14 protein-coding genes are annotated in these 16,545 nt (G+C 75.5%); 6 read left to right on the forward strand and 8 right to left on the reverse strand.

The window, feature by feature from the left end; translation table 11 throughout:
* Nucleotides 1-47: 47 nt before the first annotated feature.
* Together JOE63_RS03345 and JOE63_RS03350 are read right to left on the reverse strand one after the other, a co-directional pair.
* Nucleotides 48-431, reverse strand: a complete 384-nt coding sequence (locus JOE63_RS03345) for a heavy-metal-associated domain-containing protein (RefSeq protein WP_204539111.1) — start codon at nt 429-431, stop codon at nt 48-50.
* A gap of 24 nt (nt 432-455) precedes the next feature.
* The gene (locus JOE63_RS03350) at nt 456-794 is read right to left on the reverse strand and encodes a metal-sensitive transcriptional regulator (RefSeq protein ID WP_087470736.1); all 339 of its coding nucleotides are present in this window, start codon (nt 792-794) and stop codon (nt 456-458) included.
* A gap of 238 nt (nt 795-1,032) precedes the next feature.
* On the opposite strand from JOE63_RS03350, the gene JOE63_RS03355 reads away from it, so the two are divergent.
* The 3 genes from JOE63_RS03355 (at nt 1,033) to JOE63_RS03365 (ending at nt 3,489) form a co-directional block, all read left to right on the forward strand.
* Complete coding sequence (locus JOE63_RS03355; RefSeq protein ID WP_087470737.1) at nt 1,033-1,515, forward strand: hypothetical protein; 483 nt, start codon at nt 1,033-1,035, stop codon at nt 1,513-1,515.
* 137 nt (nt 1,516-1,652) lie between these two features.
* Nucleotides 1,653-2,756: a DUF2330 domain-containing protein gene (locus tag JOE63_RS03360; protein WP_204539114.1), complete on the forward strand. Its 1,104-nt coding sequence runs from the start codon at nt 1,653-1,655 to the stop codon at nt 2,754-2,756.
* A gap of 139 nt (nt 2,757-2,895) precedes the next feature.
* Nucleotides 2,896-3,489, forward strand: a complete 594-nt coding sequence (locus JOE63_RS03365; protein ID WP_157759551.1) for an HdeD family acid-resistance protein — start codon at nt 2,896-2,898, stop codon at nt 3,487-3,489.
* A gap of 140 nt (nt 3,490-3,629) precedes the next feature.
* Here JOE63_RS03365 and hemL read toward each other — a convergent pair whose 3' ends face one another.
* The 6 genes from hemL to hemE all read right to left on the reverse strand — a co-directional run bounded on the left by hemL (nt 3,630) and on the right by hemE (nt 11,023).
* Nucleotides 3,630-5,045, reverse strand: coding sequence for a glutamate-1-semialdehyde 2,1-aminomutase (gene hemL, locus JOE63_RS03370; protein WP_087470740.1), 1,416 nt, complete (start codon nt 5,043-5,045; stop codon nt 3,630-3,632).
* Nucleotides 5,042-6,073 carry a porphobilinogen synthase gene (hemB, locus tag JOE63_RS03375; RefSeq protein WP_244286348.1) on the reverse strand — a complete coding sequence of 344 codons (1,032 nt, stop codon included), beginning with the start codon at nt 6,071-6,073 and terminating at the stop codon, nt 5,042-5,044. Before hemB ends, hemL begins: the two co-directional genes overlap by 4 nt.
* Nucleotides 6,070-7,107, reverse strand: a complete 1,038-nt coding sequence (locus tag JOE63_RS03380; RefSeq protein WP_204539117.1) for a uroporphyrinogen-III synthase — start codon at nt 7,105-7,107, stop codon at nt 6,070-6,072. The genes hemB and JOE63_RS03380 overlap by 4 nt, the downstream gene beginning before the upstream one ends.
* Nucleotides 7,104-8,216, reverse strand: coding sequence for a hydroxymethylbilane synthase (hemC, locus tag JOE63_RS03385; protein ID WP_204539120.1), 1,113 nt, complete (start codon nt 8,214-8,216; stop codon nt 7,104-7,106). Before hemC ends, JOE63_RS03380 begins: the two co-directional genes overlap by 4 nt.
* 174 nt (nt 8,217-8,390) lie before the next feature.
* Complete coding sequence (locus JOE63_RS03390; RefSeq protein WP_204539123.1) at nt 8,391-9,866, reverse strand: protoporphyrinogen/coproporphyrinogen oxidase; 1,476 nt, start codon at nt 9,864-9,866, stop codon at nt 8,391-8,393.
* Entirely contained in the window at nt 9,863-11,023 is a 1,161-nt protein-coding gene (gene hemE / locus JOE63_RS03395; protein WP_204539126.1) for a uroporphyrinogen decarboxylase, read from the reverse strand. Before hemE ends, JOE63_RS03390 begins: the two co-directional genes overlap by 4 nt.
* Before the next feature lie 50 nt (nt 11,024-11,073).
* Between hemE and JOE63_RS03400 the strand changes: the two genes are divergently transcribed.
* The 3 genes from JOE63_RS03400 (at nt 11,074) to JOE63_RS03410 (ending at nt 16,448) form a co-directional block, all read left to right on the forward strand.
* Nucleotides 11,074-12,486 (forward strand): glutamyl-tRNA reductase, encoded by a 1,413-nt coding sequence (locus tag JOE63_RS03400; protein WP_204539129.1) that lies wholly within the window; start codon nt 11,074-11,076, stop codon nt 12,484-12,486.
* A 227-nt stretch (nt 12,487-12,713) separates the two neighbouring features.
* A complete protein-coding gene (locus JOE63_RS03405; protein ID WP_204539132.1) occupies nt 12,714-15,416 on the forward strand; it encodes a GH92 family glycosyl hydrolase in 2,703 nt (900 codons plus the stop codon).
* Between the two features lie 96 nt (nt 15,417-15,512).
* Nucleotides 15,513-16,448 (forward strand): Ppx/GppA phosphatase family protein, encoded by a 936-nt coding sequence (locus tag JOE63_RS03410; RefSeq protein WP_244286349.1) that lies wholly within the window; start codon nt 15,513-15,515, stop codon nt 16,446-16,448.
* The last annotated feature ends 97 nt before the right edge of the window (nt 16,449-16,545 follow it).

Below are 16,545 nucleotides of genomic sequence, written 5' to 3' on the forward strand. Positions count from 1 at the left end.
GGAGGTCGCGTGATGCCGCGACCGGGTGCTGACAGGTCGCGCGCGGGTCAGGAGCGGGGCGGGACCTGGAGGTCGTAGGTCTTCGTCGCGGGGACGGCGTCGCCCGTGGACGTGCTCGGCGCCGTGCCGCAGCCGCACGCGCACGCGTGCGCCTCCTGCTTCTCGGCGGCCTGCTCGGCGTACTGGGCGGCGAGCGCGTCCTCCTGGACCTCGACCGTCGCGACCTCGTAGCCGGCCTCGTCCACGGCCTCGCGCAGCGCGGCCTCGTCGAGCGGGTCGTCGGAGAAGACCGTGACCTCGGACGCGCCGCCGACGCGCAGCTCGACGCTCACGTTCTCGACGCCGGCGACGGCCTCGAGGTCCTTGGTGACGTGCGCGACGCAGTTGCCGCAGGTCATGCCGGTGACGCCCAGGGTGGTGACGGTGCTCATGGTGCTCCTCGGTGGTGGGGTGGGTCAGCTGCGGACGAGGCGGGCGATGGCGTCGGCGGCCTCCTTGACCTTGGCCGCGCCCTCCTCCTCGGACTGGCGGGCCGCGTCGACGACGCAGTGGCCGAGGTGGTCCTCGACGAGGCCGATGCTCACGGCCTGCAGCGCCTTCGTGACGGCGGAGACCTGCGTGAGGATGTCGATGCAGTAGACGTCCTCGTCGATCATGCGCGCGATGCCGCGCACCTGGCCCTCGATGCGGCGCATGCGCTTGAGGTACGCCTCCTTGTCGGACGCGTAGCCGTGCGGACCGGTGTGGGCCGCGTGCTCGTGCGCGACGGCGGGGGCCTCTGTGGTGTCGGTCATGCTCTCCTCCTCGTCCAGGGCGCGGTGCCGTGACCGCGGGCGATCGTCGTCTTATACCCCACCAGGGTAACGGATGGATACCCCCCAAGGGTACGCCGGTCCCTGTCGCCCGACGACGAGGGTCGTGACACCTGTCATGCCTGCGCGGTGACGGTCCCACGTCCTCCGGTGAGCGGGCGCACTGTCGACGCGCCCGCGCCGCCGAGAGGCTGGAGGCACCCACAACGAGAGGCGCACCATGACCGACATCGTCACCGGGCTCCAGGAGCTCACCCAGGGTCTTCCGCCCCTGCTGCGCTGGGTCGGGGTCCTGCTCGCGGGCGCGATCCCCTACGTCGAGGCCGAGGGGGCGGCGATCCTCGGGGTCGTCGCGGGGGTGAACCCCGTCGTCGCGATCGTCGCCGCCGTGGTGGGCAACGCGATCGCCCTCGCGCTCGTCGTCTGGCTCATCGGTGCCGCCCGCTCGGGCGTCACGCGCGGACGAGCCGCCGCGCAGTCGCCCAAGCAGCAGCGGATGCGGAAGGTGTTCGACCGGTACGGCGTGCCCGGCGTCAGTCTTCTCGGGCCCCTGCTGCTGCCGAGCCACGTCACCGCAGCCGCCATGGTCGGGTTCGGTGCGCCGCGCGCCCGCGTCTTCACCTGGGGGGTCGTCGCGGTCACGGCGTGGGCCGTCGTCCTCGGCATCCTCGTGCACCTCGGAGTGAGCGCGGCGGTCGCCTGACGCCGTCCCCGGCTCCTGCCCGACGGCGGGTCTCGGGCCGGTCGCGGGGGCTCGGCGGGTCACGCTGCTGTCACGGCCTCATCACGATTGCGGCGCTCGCCGCGCGAGGCCCCTGGCGCCCCCCTAGCCTCCCAAGCATGAGCAGGGGAGCGGGAGCAGGACGGGCGGTCCGCGCAGCGGCGGTCGCGCTCGCGCTCGCGGGCGCGGGCGTCGTCGCGGCACCGTCGGCGGGCGCGTGCGCGTGCGGCGGTCTCGTCGACGGGCCCGCGTACGACACGTCGGTCTCGCAGGAGACGGCCGTGCTCCAGTGGGACGGGACGACCGAGACGATGCTGCTGGAGCTCGACGCGCTGTCCAACGCCCCGGAGGTCGGGCTGCTGCTGCCCACCCCCGCGCCGGCCGAGGTCGCGCTCGCGGACCCGAAGGTCTTCCGCGAGCTCGACGACCTCACGCAACCCCGCGCCGTCGTCTCCGACTACCGGTGGTGGCCCGAGCTGGGGTTCGGCGCGGCCGGGAGCGACGGCGCCGGCGCGCCGGCGGGGGTCGCGGTGCTCGACGAGGTGCGGCTCGGCCCGCTCGACGTCACGACGCTCGGCGCGACCGACCCGGGTGCGCTCGGGGCGTGGCTCACGGAGCGGGGGTTCCAGCTCCCCGAGTCGATCCAGACTGCGCTCGTGCCGTACGTGAACGAGGGCTGGTCGTTCGTCGCCGCCCGGCTCGCGCCGGAGGAGGCGGCCGCGTTCGACGGGACGCTGCAGCCCCTGCGCGTCACGTTCGCGAGCGGTTCGCTCGTCTACCCCATGCGCATGTCCGCCGTCGCCGACGACACCCAGAGCACGCGCACGTACGTCCTGGCCGACCACCGGGTCGACCGCACGGACGCGACCGCTGCCGCGACCGAGCCGACGGTGCGGTTCGCGGGCCGCGTCGACCCGGCGTCGGTGGGCTCCGACGAGCTCGCCGAGCTCCTCGCCGCCGGCAGCTTCGTCACGTCGCACGAGCAGGTCTTCACCGACCCGGGGACGGAGATCGTCTCCGACTTCGCGTTCGGGCCGGCCGGTGCCGACGTCGCGTACGCGCCGACCTACGCGGTCGTGGCGGACAAGCGGATCGGCCCGTTCTTCGCGGGCCCGGTCCTCGCGTTCACGGCCGTGCTCGCGCTGGCCGCCCTCGTGATCTGGTCGGGTCGACGGCGGCGCGCACCCGCGCCGGCCCTCGCGCCGCGACCCGCGCGAGCGTGACCGTCCCGCACGAGCGGGCGAAACGCGCGCTTCGCCGCGACACGCGGGATTTCTGGGTGTTCCATGGAGGCGAAGCGGGAGGCGACACAGGCCCCAGGCCGCCGGTGAGCCGGCCCGTCACCTAGCACGGGGAGTGACCATGACGACGCAGGACCCGATCCTCACCGCCTTCTCCAGCACCGCGAAGCAGGTCTGGTACTGGCCAGTGCTCCGCGGGGTGCTCGCCATCCTCTTCGGCATCGTCGCCCTGGCGTGGCCGGACAAGACCGCGGCCGTGATCATCTGGGTCATCGGCATCTTCGCGGTCGTCGACGGCCTCGTCGAGATCATCGAGGGCATCCGGCGCCGCGGCACCGGCAGCGGCACCGCGTTCCTCGTGACCATGGGCGTCCTCAGCCTCGCCGTCGGCATCGTGCTGCTCGTCTGGCCGGGCAAGACCGCGGTCGTCCTCACGTGGATCGTCGGCTTCTGGGCCGTCGTCTACGGCCTGTTCCAGACCGTCGCGAGCCTCGACCTGCGCAAGGTGCCCGGCAGCGGATGGGGCTGGGGCGTCTTCGCCGGCCTCCTGGGTCTCGTCTTCGGTCTGCTCGTGCTGTTCAACGTCGACGCCGGGCTGGTCTCGATCGTCTGGATCCTCGCGATCTTCGCGATCCTCTGGGGCGTCATGCTCATCGCGTTCGGCGTCCAGATCCGCTCGCTCGGCAGGCAGGCGGGGCAGGCCGCGACGTACTGACGCTGCGCCCCCCCGCGCGCCCCTGCGCGGCCGAGCACACGGTCCAGCGCGGTCGAATACGACGTTGGTGTCGTTATCCGAGGGATGACGACACCAACGTCGTGTTCGGCGTCCGGGGGGGTGGGCGGGGCCCCGGGCGGTCAGGCCGGGGCCGCGTCCGCGGCGGCGCGGGCGGCCGCGGGGAAGGCGTCGAGGATGCGGGAGACGGCGGCGTCGTCGTGGGCGGCGGAGACGAACCACGCCTCGAACACCGACGGCGGGAGGCTCACGCCCGCGTCGAGCATCGCGTGGAAGAACGCGCGGTACCGGAAGGTCTCCTGCGCCTGGGCCTGCGCGTAGTCGCGCACGCCCGCGCTCGCGGCGAGGTCGCCGAAGAAGACGGAGAACAGCGAACCCGCACGCTGCACGCGGTGCGGGACCCCCGCGGCGTCGAGCGCCGAGCCCACGGCCGACGAGAGCACGCCCGCGACCTCGTCCACGCGCGCGTACACCGCGTCGTCGGCGAGGCGCAGCGTCGCGAGGCCGGCCGCGACGGCGACCGGGTTCCCGGACAGCGTGCCCGCCTGGTAGACGGGGCCGAGGGGTGCGAGCTGGTCCATGACCGCCGCCGGGCCGCCGACCGCGGCGACCGGCATCCCGCCGCCCACGACCTTGCCGAACGTGAACAGGTCGGGCGTGTAGCCGTCCGCGCCCTGGCCGCGCAGCACCGCGTTCTCCAGCCCCCACCAGCCGCTCGGCCCGACGCGGAAGCCCGTGAGCACCTCGTCGAGGACCAGCAGCGCGCCGTGCGCGGCGGTGATGCGGCGCAGTCCCTCGTTGAAGCCCTCCGCGGGCGGTACGACGCCCATGTTCGCGGGCGACGCCTCGGTGATGACGGCCGCGATCTCGGAGCCGCGCTCCGCGAACGCCGCCTCGACCGCCGCGAGGTCGTTGTACGGGAGCACGAGCGTCTCGGCCGCCGTCGCCTCCGTGACCCCGGCCGAGCCGGGCAGGGCGAGCGTCGCGACGCCCGAGCCCGCCTCCGCGAGCAGCGCGTCCACGTGCCCGTGGTAGCAGCCGGCGAACTTCACGACGACGTCGCGCCCGGTCACGCCGCGCGCGAGCCGGATCGCGGTCATCGTCGCCTCGGTGCCGGTCGAGACGAGGCGCACGCGCTCCGCGGCGGGCACCCGGCGGCGGATCTCCTCCGCGAGCTCGACCTCGCCGAGCGTCGGGGCGCCGAACGACAGCCCGCGCGCCGCGGCCTCCTGGACCGCCGCGACGACGTCGGGCTGCGCGTGCCCCAGCAGCGCCGGGCCCCACGAGCACACGAGGTCGACGTACTCGCGCCCCGCGACGTCGGTGACGTACGGGCCCCGGGCCGAGGCGAGGAACCGCGGGTCGCCCCCCACCGACCCGTAGGCGCGGACCGGCGAGCTGACGCCGCCCGGCAGCACGCCCTGCGCGCGCACGAACGCGGCGTGGTTGTCCGCCCCGCCCGCGCCCGGCGCACCGAACAGCGCCGCGTTCTCCGCCTGGACCGCCTCGGCCGTCCCGAAGCCTCCGGTGTCCGTCATGCCCGCGTCCTTCCGTCGTTCTCGTCCAGCCAGCCCGCGAGCTCCGTCGCCCAGTAGGTGAGGATCACGTCCGCGCCGGCGCGCTTGATGCCCAGCACCGACTCCGTGATCGCGCCGCGCCGGTCGATCCAGCCGTTCGCGGCGGCGGCCTCGATCATCGCGTACTCGCCCGACACCTGGTACGCCGCGACGGGCACCGGCGACATCTCCGCGACCGCGGCGAGCACGTCCAGGTACGAGCCCGCGGGCTTGACCATGACCATGTCCGCGCCCTCGGCGAGGTCGAGGTCGGCCTCGCGCAGACCCTCGCGCGCGTTGCCCGCGTCCATCTGGTACGTGCGGCGGTCGCCCTGGAGCGCCGAGTCCACGGCCTCCCGGAACGGCCCGTAGAACGCGCTCGCGTACTTCGCGGAGTAGGCGAGGATGCCCACGTCGTCGAACCCCGCGGCGTCCAGCGCCTCGCGGATCACGCCGACCTGGCCGTCCATCATGCCCGACGGCGCCACGACGTCCGCGCCCGCGCGCGCCTGCGCGACGGCCATCGACGCATAGCGGTCGAGCGTCGCGTCGTTGTCCACGACCGCGGACCCGTCGCGGCCGGTGGTGAGCACGCCGCAGTGCCCGTGGTCGGTGAACTCGTCGAGGCACGTGTCCGCCATGACGACCGGCCCTCCGTTCGCGTGCTCGCGCGCCGCCTCGACCGCGATCCGGATGCCGCGCTGCAGGATCCCGTCCTCGGCGTCGGCCTGCGTCCCGGTCGCGTCGCGCTCGGCGGGGATGCCGAACAGCATGACGCCGCCGACCCCGGCGCGTGCGGCGGCGCGCACCGCGTCCGCGAGCGTCGTCTCTGTGTGCTGCACGACGCCCGGCATCGACGAGATCGGGCGCGGCGCGTCGAGGCCCTCCTTGACGAACAGCGGCAGCATCAGGTCCGACGCGTGCACGCGCGTCTCGGTGACGAGCCGGCGCACGCGCGGGCTCGTGCGCAGGCGGCGCGGCCGGTGGTGCCCGGCAGGCAAGTGGGTCACGAGGGGTCTCCTTCGTCGGTCGGGTCGACGGCGCCGGTCGGGTCGGCAGCCTGGGGTGCGGCCGGGTCGCCCGACAGGGCGGTGGTCAGGGCCGCATCCACGGCGGCGGCGAGCGCGGCGTCGGTCGGGCGCTCCGCCACGACGTCGAGCCGCAGCCCGACGGCGCGCGCCGTCCGGGCGGTCGGGTCGCCGATCGCGACGCCCGCCACGTCGTCGCGCGGACCGAGCTGCCGGGCGACCTCGCGCGCGACGCTCCCCGACGTCAGCACGACGGCGTCCACCTCGCCCGCGCGCCACGCCGCGACGACCTCCGGCGCGAGCGCGTGCGTGACGGTGCGGTAGACGGTGACGACGTGCGGGACGTAGCCCAGGTCGTGCAGGCCGTCGTGCATCGTCGGCGCGGCGAGGTCCCCTTGCGGGAGCAGCACCACGCCTCTACCTCGCGAGGGAGAGCCCTGGTCCGCCGAGGGAGAGCCCGGGTTGGCCGAGGTAGAGGCGTGGTCGGTCGAGGCGAGGGTCGTGAAGGCGGCGACGAGGCCGCGGGCGGAGTTCTCGGTCGGCTCGAGGTCGACCTGGATGCCGACGGCTTCGAGGGCACGGCGGGTGGCGGGCCCGACGGCGGCCCAGCGGGACCGACGGGCGGCGTCACTCAGGTCGACGCCCTGGCGGGCGGCGCTCGCGACGAGCTCGTCGATCGCGTTGACGCTCGTCACGACGACCCAGGCGAAGTCGCCGTGCGCGAGGCGGGCGACGGCGCCGTCCACGGGGGCGGCGTCCTCGACCCGGGCGCGCTCGATCGCGGGGCTGACGAGGACGCGCGCACCGGCGTGACGGAGCGTCGCCGCGAGCCCGGCGGCGCGCTCGGGAGCACGCGGGACGAGGACCGTGCGCCCGGCGAGCGTCGCGCTCGCGGCGTGCGGGGCCGACGCCGGGCCGGCGGTCTCGGCGTCGCCGTGCGGGGTCGGCCGCTCCGGCGGGGGCGGGACGACGGGCGCGGGGCCGCGCGACGGGTCGCGCAGGGGGCCCGGGGTCATCCGTCCTCGCCGCGGTAGCCGCCGTCGCGGAGCTGCTCGCGCGCGGTCTCGACGGCGCGGTCGGGCGACGGGACGGCGTCGGCGGCGGGGGCCGTCACCGGCTCGACCGTCGCTGCTCGCCCCCCGGGCCCGGAGCCCGTCTCGCGGAGCGGGGCGAGGCGGGCGGCGCCGTCGGCGAGGAGCGCGTCGGCGACGCGCACGCCGAGCGCGCGGGCGGCGTCGTCCCGCGCGTCCTGCGACGTCGCGCCGACCGGCACGGTGGTGCGGCCCGAGTGCGTGAGCTGCTCGACGCCGTCGACCCGGGCGACGACGGCGGTCAGCACGATCTCGCCGTCCTCGACCAGGGCGTGCGCGCCGACCGGCGCGGCGCAGCCGGCCTCGAGGCGCGCGAGGAGCGACCGCTCGGCGAGCACGGCGAGGCGCGTCGGCTCGTGGTCGAGGTCGTGGAGGGCGCGCGCGAGCACGGGGTCGTCGAGCGACGTCGTGCGCACCTCCACCGCGAGGGCACCCTGCCCGGCGGCGGGCGCCATGATCGCGGTGTCGACGACCTCGGACACCGCGTCGAGCCGGCCGAGCCGCGCGAGCCCCGCGTAGGCGAGCACGACGGCGTCGAGGTCGGCGTCCGGGCCGAGCGCCCGGGCGAGGCGGGTGTCGACGTTGCCGCGGATGTCGACGACGTCGAGGTCCGGCCGGACGGAGCGGAGCTGCGCAGCGCGCCGGGGTGACCCGGTGCCGACGCGCGCCGCGCGCGGGAGCGTCGCGATGGTGAGGCCGCCGCGCGCGCACAGCACGTCGCGCGGGTTCTCGCGCTCCGGCGTGACGACGGTCAGCCCGGGGGCGGGCTCGGTCGGGAGGTCCTTGAGGGAGTGGACGGCGACGTCGCACCGCCCGTCGAGCAGCGCCTCGCGCAGCGCGGTGACGAACACGCCGGTACCGCCCATCTGGGCGAGCGACCCGGTGAGGACGTCGCCGTCGGTGCGGATGCGCACGATCTCGACGTCGCGGCCGGTCAGCTCTTCGAGGCGTCGGGCGACGTGGCCGGTCTGGGTGGTGGCGAGGGCGCTGCCGCGCGTGCCCACGCGGAGGGGAGGGGTACCTGCAGGGCTCACGGTCCCAGTCTCTCCCCACTTCGGCGGTGCGCGGAAATGCGCACGTCACGACGGGGGAAATGCCCGCCGGAGTGACGTGGTCCTGACGCTCGGTCAGGAACGTTCCGACAATACGTCAGGACAATTCCTGAGGAATTGCCGTTCCCCTTTCTCGGGATTCCGCTCAGGATTGCCTCACTCCACGCCGGCGAGGCCGCGCGCACATTCCTGGGCGTGTCCGACGATCGCCGCGAGCCCCGTCCCGGCGATCCAGCCCCCGGTCACGCCGAGCCCGGGGACGGCGTCGACCCGGGCGACGAACGCCGCCACCTCGCGCCGGAACGCGGGGGTGGGCGGGGGCAGCGCGCCGTTCCAGCGCGTCACGACGTGCCCGAGCACGCGGCCGTGCAGGTCCACGCCGAAGAGCCGGGAGGCGTCGGTGACGACGCGGTCGAGGTCGGGCTCCGTCGTCGCGCCGATGCGGCCGTAGCTGAGTCGCACCACGTGGTGGCCCGGTCCGACGGTGGCGCGCACGCGGTCGCGCAGCCACGGCCACTTGGCGGTCGAGTGGGTCAGCGCCTTGGCCTCGACGTCCGACGGCGGCACGGCGCGGCCCGCGTCCCGGTGCGGCGGGGCGACGAGCAGGCCGGTCCCGCGCGGCGCGTCGTCGAGCTCGGGAGCGCGGAGGAGGAGCGTGACGAGGCGGACGTCCGCGCCGGGCTCCGGGTCGGGCAGCAGGTCCGCCGCGGTGCCGACGAGCGGGCCGAGCGCGTCCACGAGCGCCGGGGTCGTCACGACGAGGCGCGGCGCCGCGAGCTCGACCGGCCCGTCCGGCGTCTGCGCCCGCACGACCCAGGCGCCGGGGCGGGGGCCCTCGTCGGAACGGCTCGCGTCCCTGCGGGCGACGTCCGTGACCTCGTGCTGCACGCGGACGTCGGTCCCGGCGGCGAGCTCCTCGACGAGCCGGTGCATGCCGCCGTCGATGCCGCGCACGGCCGAGCCTGCCGGGGCGAGCGCGCGCAGCGACGCGACGGCCCGCGCGAGCGACCCCTCGCGCTCGAACGCCTCGCGGAGCCCTGGCGCGACGGCGGCGACGTCCAGCCGGTCGAGCGGCGCCGAGTGGACCCCTGCGGCGACGGGCGAGACGAGGCGTTCCGTGACGCGCGTCCCCATGCGCGAGCGCGCGAACGTCTCGAGCGTGCGCAGGTCGGTGAAGCGGCGGGGCAGGACGCGGTCGAGGCTCGCGCGCAGCGCCCCGCCGACCCCGACCGCGCGGCGGACGTCGCGAGACCACGGCTGGGCCGGGATCCCGAGCACGCCCGCGCGGGGCAGCGGGTAGGCGCGGCCGGCGGCGTAGCCCCAGGCGCCCGCGCCCGACGGCTCGACGACGTCGAGGCCGAGCGCGGAGACCAGGTCGCCGACGGCCGTGCCGCGGGCCGCGAAGGACTCGGCGCCGAGGTCGACGCGCACGCCGTCGAGGCCGGGCAGGTCGCCGCCGCGGACCGGCCCGCCGGGGACGTCCGCAGCCTCCAGCACGACGACGCGCAGCCCCTGCTCGCGCAAGGACCGGGCCGCGGTGAGGCCCGCGACCCCCGCGCCGACGACGACCGCGTCCACCCCCTCGGGGACGGCCCCGGGGGAGGTGCGGGACGTCGTCGGCTCGGTGCTCACCGTCGGGTCGCCTCCTCGTGCGCGTCGTCCTGTCCCGTCCAGTCTGCGCCGAGCGCGTGGACCAGGCCGACGACACGCGTGAGGACGTCCGGGTCGGTGTCCGGCGGCACGCCGTGCCCGAGGTTCACCACGTGCCCGGGCGCGGTGCGTCCGCGGCGCACGACGTCGCGCACGTGCGCCTCGAGCACGTCCCACGGCGCGGCGAGCAGCGCGGGGTCGACGTTGCCCTGGACCGGGACGGGCGCGTGGCCGTCGGCGAGGAGCCGGGCGGCGTCGTCGAGCGGCGTGCGGTAGTCGACGCCCACGGCCACGTCCCGCACCCCGGCCGCGGTGACGGCGTCGCGCATCGCGGGGAGCAGGTGCTCCGTGCCGGTGCCGAAGTGCACGACCGGCACGCCGAGGTCGGCGACGTGGGTGAGCGCGCGCGTGCTCGCCGGGGCGGCGCCCGCCGCGTAGTCCGCGCGCGAGAGCGAGCCCGCCCACGAGTCGAAGAGCTGGGCGGCGCTCGCGCCCGCCTCGACCTGCGTCCGCAGGAACGTGCCGGTGAGGTCGGCGGCCCAGTCGACGAGGCGCTGCCACGTCTCCGGGTCGCCGCGCAGCAGCGTGCGGGCCGCGAGGTGGTCGCGCGACGGGCGCCCCTCGACGAGGTAGGCCGCGAGCGTGAACGGGGCCCCGGCGAACCCGATGAGCGGGGTCGTGCCGAGCGCGTCGACGGTCAGCGCGACGGCCTCCCGGATCGGGGCGAGCGACTCCTCGGTGAGCTCGGTCTCCACCAGGCGTGCGACGTCGTCGGGCGTCCGGTACGCCTGGCCCATGACCGGGCCGACGCCCGGCGCGATGTCGACCTCGACGCCCGCGAGCCGCAGCGGCACGACGATGTCGGAGAAGAAGATCCCCGCGTCCACGCCGTGGCGGCGCACCGGCTGGAGCGTGATCTCCGACGCGAGGTCGGGGCGCAGGCACGAGTCGAGCATGCTCACGCCCTCGCGGGCCGCGCGGTACTCGGGCAGCGAGCGGCCCGCCTGGCGCATGAACCACACCGGTGTGATTTCCGGGCGATTTCCCGTCGTGCCCGCGCGCAGTGCCTGCACGAGCGGCGAACGGTCCGTGCGGCCGTCGGTCAGGGGATGGCCCGGGGAAAGGGCGACAGGAATCACAGCTACCGATTCTGCCTCCCTCCCGGTGGAATGATTAAATCGGAGGCACTGTGGCTCTTCTCTCCCTCACGGCCAGCCACCACGAGCTCGACCTCGACGCCCTGGAACGACTCTCCACCGGGGCCCACTCGATCGGCGGCTCCGCGGTCGCGGCGTGCGACGTGATCACCGGTGCCGTCGTCCTCGCGACGTGCAACCGGTTCGAGCTGTACCTCGACGTGGACGCACCCCTCGACGGGACGGGCGTGCAGCACGCGACCGAGCACGTCGCGCGCATGGTCGCCGACGCGTCGGGCGTCGCCCCGGCCGAGGCGCTCGCGTCGTTCCGCACGCGCGCCGGGACCGAGGTCGCCGAGCACCTGTTCGCCGTCGCGTCGGGTCTGGACTCGATGGTCGTGGGGGAGCGCGAGATCGCCGGCCAGGTGAAGCGCGCCCTGGAGACCGCGCACGCCGACGGCGTCACCTCCTCCACGCTCGAGCTCCTGTTCCAGACGGCGTCGCGCACGTCGAAGAAGGTCAGCACGCAGACGACGCTCGGCGGCGCGGGCCGCTCGGTGGTCGCACTGGGCCTCGACCTGGCGGCGGCCGAGCTGCCCCCGTGGCACCAGGTGCGGACCGTCCTCATCGGGACGGGGTCGTACGCGGGCGCGAGCCTCGCAGCGCTGCGTGCGCTCGGGTGCGACGACGTGCGCGTCTACTCGCAGTCCGGCCGCGCGGAGGAGTTCGCCGCCGCGCGCGGGGTCGAGGCCGTGACGGACCTCGTCGCGGCGCTGGAGGACGCGGACCTCGTCGTGTCGTGCAGCGGGGCGCGGGGCCGCGCGCTCGTCGGCGACGACGGCCCGGCCGCGGCCCGCCGCGAGCAGGCCATCGAGCACGTGCTCGACGCCGCCGCGGTGGTCCGGGCGCGCGAGCGCGCCGCCGTCCGGGCGGGCGACGAGCCCGAGGCCCGGCCGACCGTCGTGCTCGACCTCGCGCTGCACCGCGACGTCGACCCGCGCGTCGCGGACGTCGAGGGCGTGCTGCTCTACGACCTCGCGACGCTCGCCGCGCACTCGCCGTCCATCGCGTCGGAGCTCGTCGTGCAGGCCCGCGCGATCGTGGACGACGCGACGCGCGCGTTCGAGGAGACGCGGCTCGGCCGCGCGGCGGACACGGCCGTCGTCGCGCTGCTCGCCGACGCGGAGCGGCGCGTCGCGCTCGAGGTCGCGGACGTCGTCGCGCTGCGCGAGGCGGACGGCGACCCGGTGGAGCCGGACGAGTCCGACGAGATCGCGCGCGCCGTGCGACGCCGCGTCCACGCCGACCTGCACCGCGCGATCGTCGAGGCCCGGGCCGAGGCCGTCGCGGCCGCCCAGGCGGAGGAGCGCGCCGTCGTCGCGGACGCGCAGGCGCTCGCCGACGAGGCGGCGACCACCGCACGGCCGACGAGCCCGGGGTCGCTCCCCACACCTGCTGCGCGCTGAGGAGCCACCCCGGGTTCGGCTGCCGGCACCCCTTCACGGTCGACCTGGTCGTTCGCCCGGGCATGCAATTGACAGCGCAGTCATCGCCGGGAGAGAGTGACCGGCGGACGCCCGTCGTCGACCAGGAGCACCGTCGCCCCGCCACGAGCGGCCCGGGCGGCACCTGGCCGACGGACCCGGGGCACCCCGGGCGACGCAGCCCGGTCGCACGTCGAAGAGGACATGGCATGAGACGACCACGACTCGCCCTGCTCGCCGCCGGGCTCGCGCTCGCCGTCGCGCCGGGCACGCTGCTGCCCGCCGCCGCGGGCGCCGCCCCCGGCACCGAGGGCACCGTCACCGCGACCGCGGGCGACGACCTCACGCTCGAGGTCAACCCGTTCGTCGGCACCGAGAGCGAGGGCAACGCCTACCCGGGCGCGACCGTGCCGTTCGGCATGGTCCAGCTCAGCCCGGACAACACGAACTCCTACGCCTCGACGTCGTACAGCACGAACGCCGGGCGCGTGTGGGGCTTCAGCCACCGGCACGTCAACAGCGCGGGCTGCCCCGCGGCGGGCGAGCTGCTCGTCACGCCGGACACGAGCGCGATGCCGCGCACGTCGCGCTCCTTCATCGCCATCAAGGACCAGAAGAACACCGAGCACGCGTCCGCCGGGTTCTACGAGGTGACGCTCGCGAACGACGTGCGCGCCGAGCTCAGCGCGACCACGCGCGTCGGCGCGCACCGCTACACGTTCCCCGCCTCGACGACGTCGCACCTGTCCTTCAACGTGGGCCAGACGCTGCGCGACGCCGGCGCGAGCTCGGTGACGTGGGTCGACGACCGCACGCTCGAGGGCTGGGTCGACAACGGCGGGTTCTGCGGTGGCACGCCGGACAAGCAGCGGTACTTCTTCAGCGCGACGTTCGACCGGCCGGTCGCGTCGAGCGGCACGTGGGGGACCGACGCGCGGTACGTCGCCGGCTCCACGACGAGCGAGGTCGCGCAGGGCAACAACGGCGCCGTCGCGGTGTTCGACACGACGAGCGACCGCGACGTCGAGGTGAGCGTCGGCGTGTCCTTCGTGAGCGTCGACGGCGCGCGCGCCAACCGCGACGCGGAGGCCACCGCGGAGGGCGGCCAGGTCGCGTTCGACACCGTGCGCGAGGAAGCCCGCGACGCGTGGAACGCCGAGCTCGGCCGCGCCGCGATCGACGCGTCGCCCGACCAGCGCCGCGTCTTCTACACCCAGCTCTACAAGACCCTGCTGTCCCCGACGATCGGCAGCGACGTCGACGGGCAGTACCGCGGTACCGACCTCGAGGTCCACCAGGCCGACGGCTGGGACTACTACCAGAACTTCTCGCTCTGGGACACGTACCGCACCCAGGCGACGCTGCACGCGCTGCTCCTGCCCGAGCGCGCGCAGGACATCGTGCGCTCGATGTACCAGCACCGCGTCGAGGGCGGCTGGCTCCCGCGCTGGTCGCTCGGCGCGCTGGAGACGAACATCATGGCGGGCGACCCCGTCACGCCGTGGCTCGCGGAGAACTTCGCGCTCGGCACCGTCCCCGACGACATCGCCGACGAGCTGTGGGGCTACCTCGTGGAGAACGCGACCACGACGCCCCCGTCGGACGTCGCGTCGGTCGGTCGCCGCAGCACCGAGTTCTACGCCGAGCACGGCCACGTGCCGTTCTACCCCGAGAACGAGGGCGGCCTCGGCGGCCAGTTCGAGGAGTACCGCCACGGCGGCTCGGCCACGCTCGAGCTCGCGCTCGCCGACGCGAGCCTCGGCGCCGCGGCGGAGCGCACCGGCCGTGACGGCGGCCAGGCGTTCCTCGACAAGGGCCGCAACTGGCGCAACCTGTGGAACCCGGACGTCCAGCTCTCGGGCGGCTTCCAGGGCATGGTCAACGCGAAGCGTCCGACGGGCGAGTTCGTCACGCTCCCCGAGCTGACCGACGTCACGCGCTCCGGCTTCCACGAGGGCGTGCCGTGGCAGTACCAGTGGATGGTGCCGCAGGACGTCACGGGTCTCCAGGAGGTCATGGGCGGCGAGGACGGCTTCGTCGAGCGTCTCGACTACTACTTCGACCAGCCGGCGCTCGCCGCGAACCCCGGCGTCTCGCCGAGCACATGGGCCAAGGGCGGCAGCTCGTACTACACGACGATCCGCTACAACCCGGGCAACGAGCCGACCATCACGAACGCGTGGCTCTACGGGTACGTCGGGCAGCCGTGGAAGACGAACGACGTGCTCGCCGCGAACCTCAACCGCTTCCCGGACACCCCCGGCGGCGGCGTGGGCAACGACGACCTCGGCACGCTCGCCGCCTGGTACGTCATGGCGTCGCTCGGCTTCGAGCCCGTCATGCCGGGGTCCGGCATCCTCGCGCTCAACGCGCCCAAGGTGCAGGCCGCGACGCTCACGACCGACGCCGGGGCGACCCTGCAGATCGACGCGGCGGGCGCGAACGAGAAGCTCCCGAGCTACGTCGCGGGCCTCGAGGTCGACGGCGCCGCGCACACCGCGGCCTGGCTCGACGTCGCGGCGCTCCAGGACGGCGGCACGCTCGACTTCGACCTCGCCGACACGAGCGCGGGCCTCACGTGGGGCACCGGGGCGGCCGACCGCATCCCGTCGGTCTCCGCGGCGGCCCCGCCCGCGCCGGTGACCGTCGAGGCGAGCGCGCGCTGCCTCGGGGGCCGGGCGTTCGTCGCGGTCCGCGCGACCAGCACGGCCGACGAGCCCGTCGACGTCACCCTCACGACGCCGTTCGGCGAGCGCACGGTCCGGCACGTCCAGCCGGGCAAGAACGCCTACCAGTCGTTCACGACGCGCACCACGTCCGTCGAGGCGGGCACGGCGACCGTGACCGTCGTCGCCGCGGACGGCACGGTGTCCCACGTCGACGCCGCGTACGAGGCGCTCGACTGCGGCTGACCCGCGGTCCGGTCGCGACAGGGAGCGCGCGCTCCCGCACGAGGGCCGTCGTCGGGCAACCCGCCCGACGGCGGCCCTCGCCGCTAGGCTCGGCGCGTGAGCACCACCACGCGCCTGGGCGTCCTCGACATCGGCTCGAACACCGTGCACCTCGCCGTCGTGGACGCCGCGTACGCGGCGCGCCCCGTGCAGGCGGCGGGCGCGCGGACCGTCGTGCGCATCATGCGCTACCTCCAGCCCGACGGGTCGCTGTCGCCCGAGGGCGTCGCCGCGATGCTCACGGCGGTCGACGACGCGATGGCGCTCGCCCGTGAGTCCGGCGTCGACGAGATGCTGCCCATGGCGACGTCGGCCCTGCGCGACGCGACCAACGGGCCCGAGGTGCTCGCCGCGATCGGCGAGCGCGTCGGCCAGCCGGTGCGCGTGCTCTCCGGCGAGGACGAGTCGCGCCTGACGTTCCTCGCCGCGCGGCGGTGGCACGGCTGGGCCGCGGGCCGCCTCCTCGTCCTCGACATCGGCGGCGGCTCGCTCGAGATCGCGTCCGGCGTCGACGAGGAGCCCGACCTCGCGGCCTCCGTGCCGCTCGGCGCCGGGCGCATGACGATGGCGTTCCTGCCCGACGACCCGCCCGCCCCCGAGCACGTCGAGGCACTGCGCGAGCACGTGCGCGCGACGCTCGCCCCCACCGTCGAGGCCTTCCGGGCGCTGCCCGCGCCCGACCACGTCGTGGCCACGTCCAAGACGTTCCGCTCGCTCGCGCGCCTCGCGGGCATGCAGACCGAGTCCGTCGGCCCGGACGACCGGTGGCGCATGCGCCGCTCGCAGCTCGCCGACTGGGTGCCGCGGCTCGCGCGCATCACGGCGGAGGGGCGCACCGCCCTGCCCGGCATCACGCCGGAGCGCACGTTCCAGATCGTCGCGGGCGGTGTCGTCGCCGTCGAGACGATGCGCGCGCTCGGCGTCGACGAGGTCGAGATCTGCCCGTGGGCGCTGCGCGAGGGCGCGATCCTGCGCCGCCTCGACCACAGCTGAGGTCCTCGGTGTCGGACGTCCGGTCCGGGGCCGACCTCTCACTCCATCTGGGTGATGTGGGACGGCGACCGCGCCCCTAGCGTCGGAGGCGTCCGTC

The organism is Cellulosimicrobium cellulans (assembly GCF_016907755.1).
In the GTDB taxonomy this organism is placed as follows: Bacteria; Actinomycetota; Actinomycetes; order Actinomycetales; family Cellulomonadaceae; genus Cellulosimicrobium; species Cellulosimicrobium cellulans_D.

What these genes read in the sequence shown, in the direction of transcription:
- JOE63_RS03360 (WP_204539114.1), top strand. Translation starts at nt 1,653, where the DNA reads ATGAGCAGGGGAGCGGGAGCAGGACGGGCGGTCCGCGCAGCGGCGGTC.
- JOE63_RS03350 (WP_087470736.1), bottom strand. Translation starts at nt 794, where the DNA reads ATGACCGACACCACAGAGGCCCCCGCCGTCGCGCACGAGCACGCGGCC.
- JOE63_RS03345 (WP_204539111.1), bottom strand. Translation starts at nt 431, where the DNA reads ATGAGCACCGTCACCACCCTGGGCGTCACCGGCATGACCTGCGGCAAC.
- JOE63_RS03365 (WP_157759551.1), top strand. Translation starts at nt 2,896, where the DNA reads ATGACGACGCAGGACCCGATCCTCACCGCCTTCTCCAGCACCGCGAAG.
- JOE63_RS03405 (WP_204539132.1), top strand. Translation starts at nt 12,714, where the DNA reads ATGAGACGACCACGACTCGCCCTGCTCGCCGCCGGGCTCGCGCTCGCC.
- JOE63_RS03355 (WP_087470737.1), top strand. Translation starts at nt 1,033, where the DNA reads ATGACCGACATCGTCACCGGGCTCCAGGAGCTCACCCAGGGTCTTCCG.
- JOE63_RS03380 (WP_204539117.1), bottom strand. Translation starts at nt 7,107, where the DNA reads ATGACCCCGGGCCCCCTGCGCGACCCGTCGCGCGGCCCCGCGCCCGTC.
- hemL (WP_087470740.1), bottom strand. Translation starts at nt 5,045, where the DNA reads ATGACGGACACCGGAGGCTTCGGGACGGCCGAGGCGGTCCAGGCGGAG.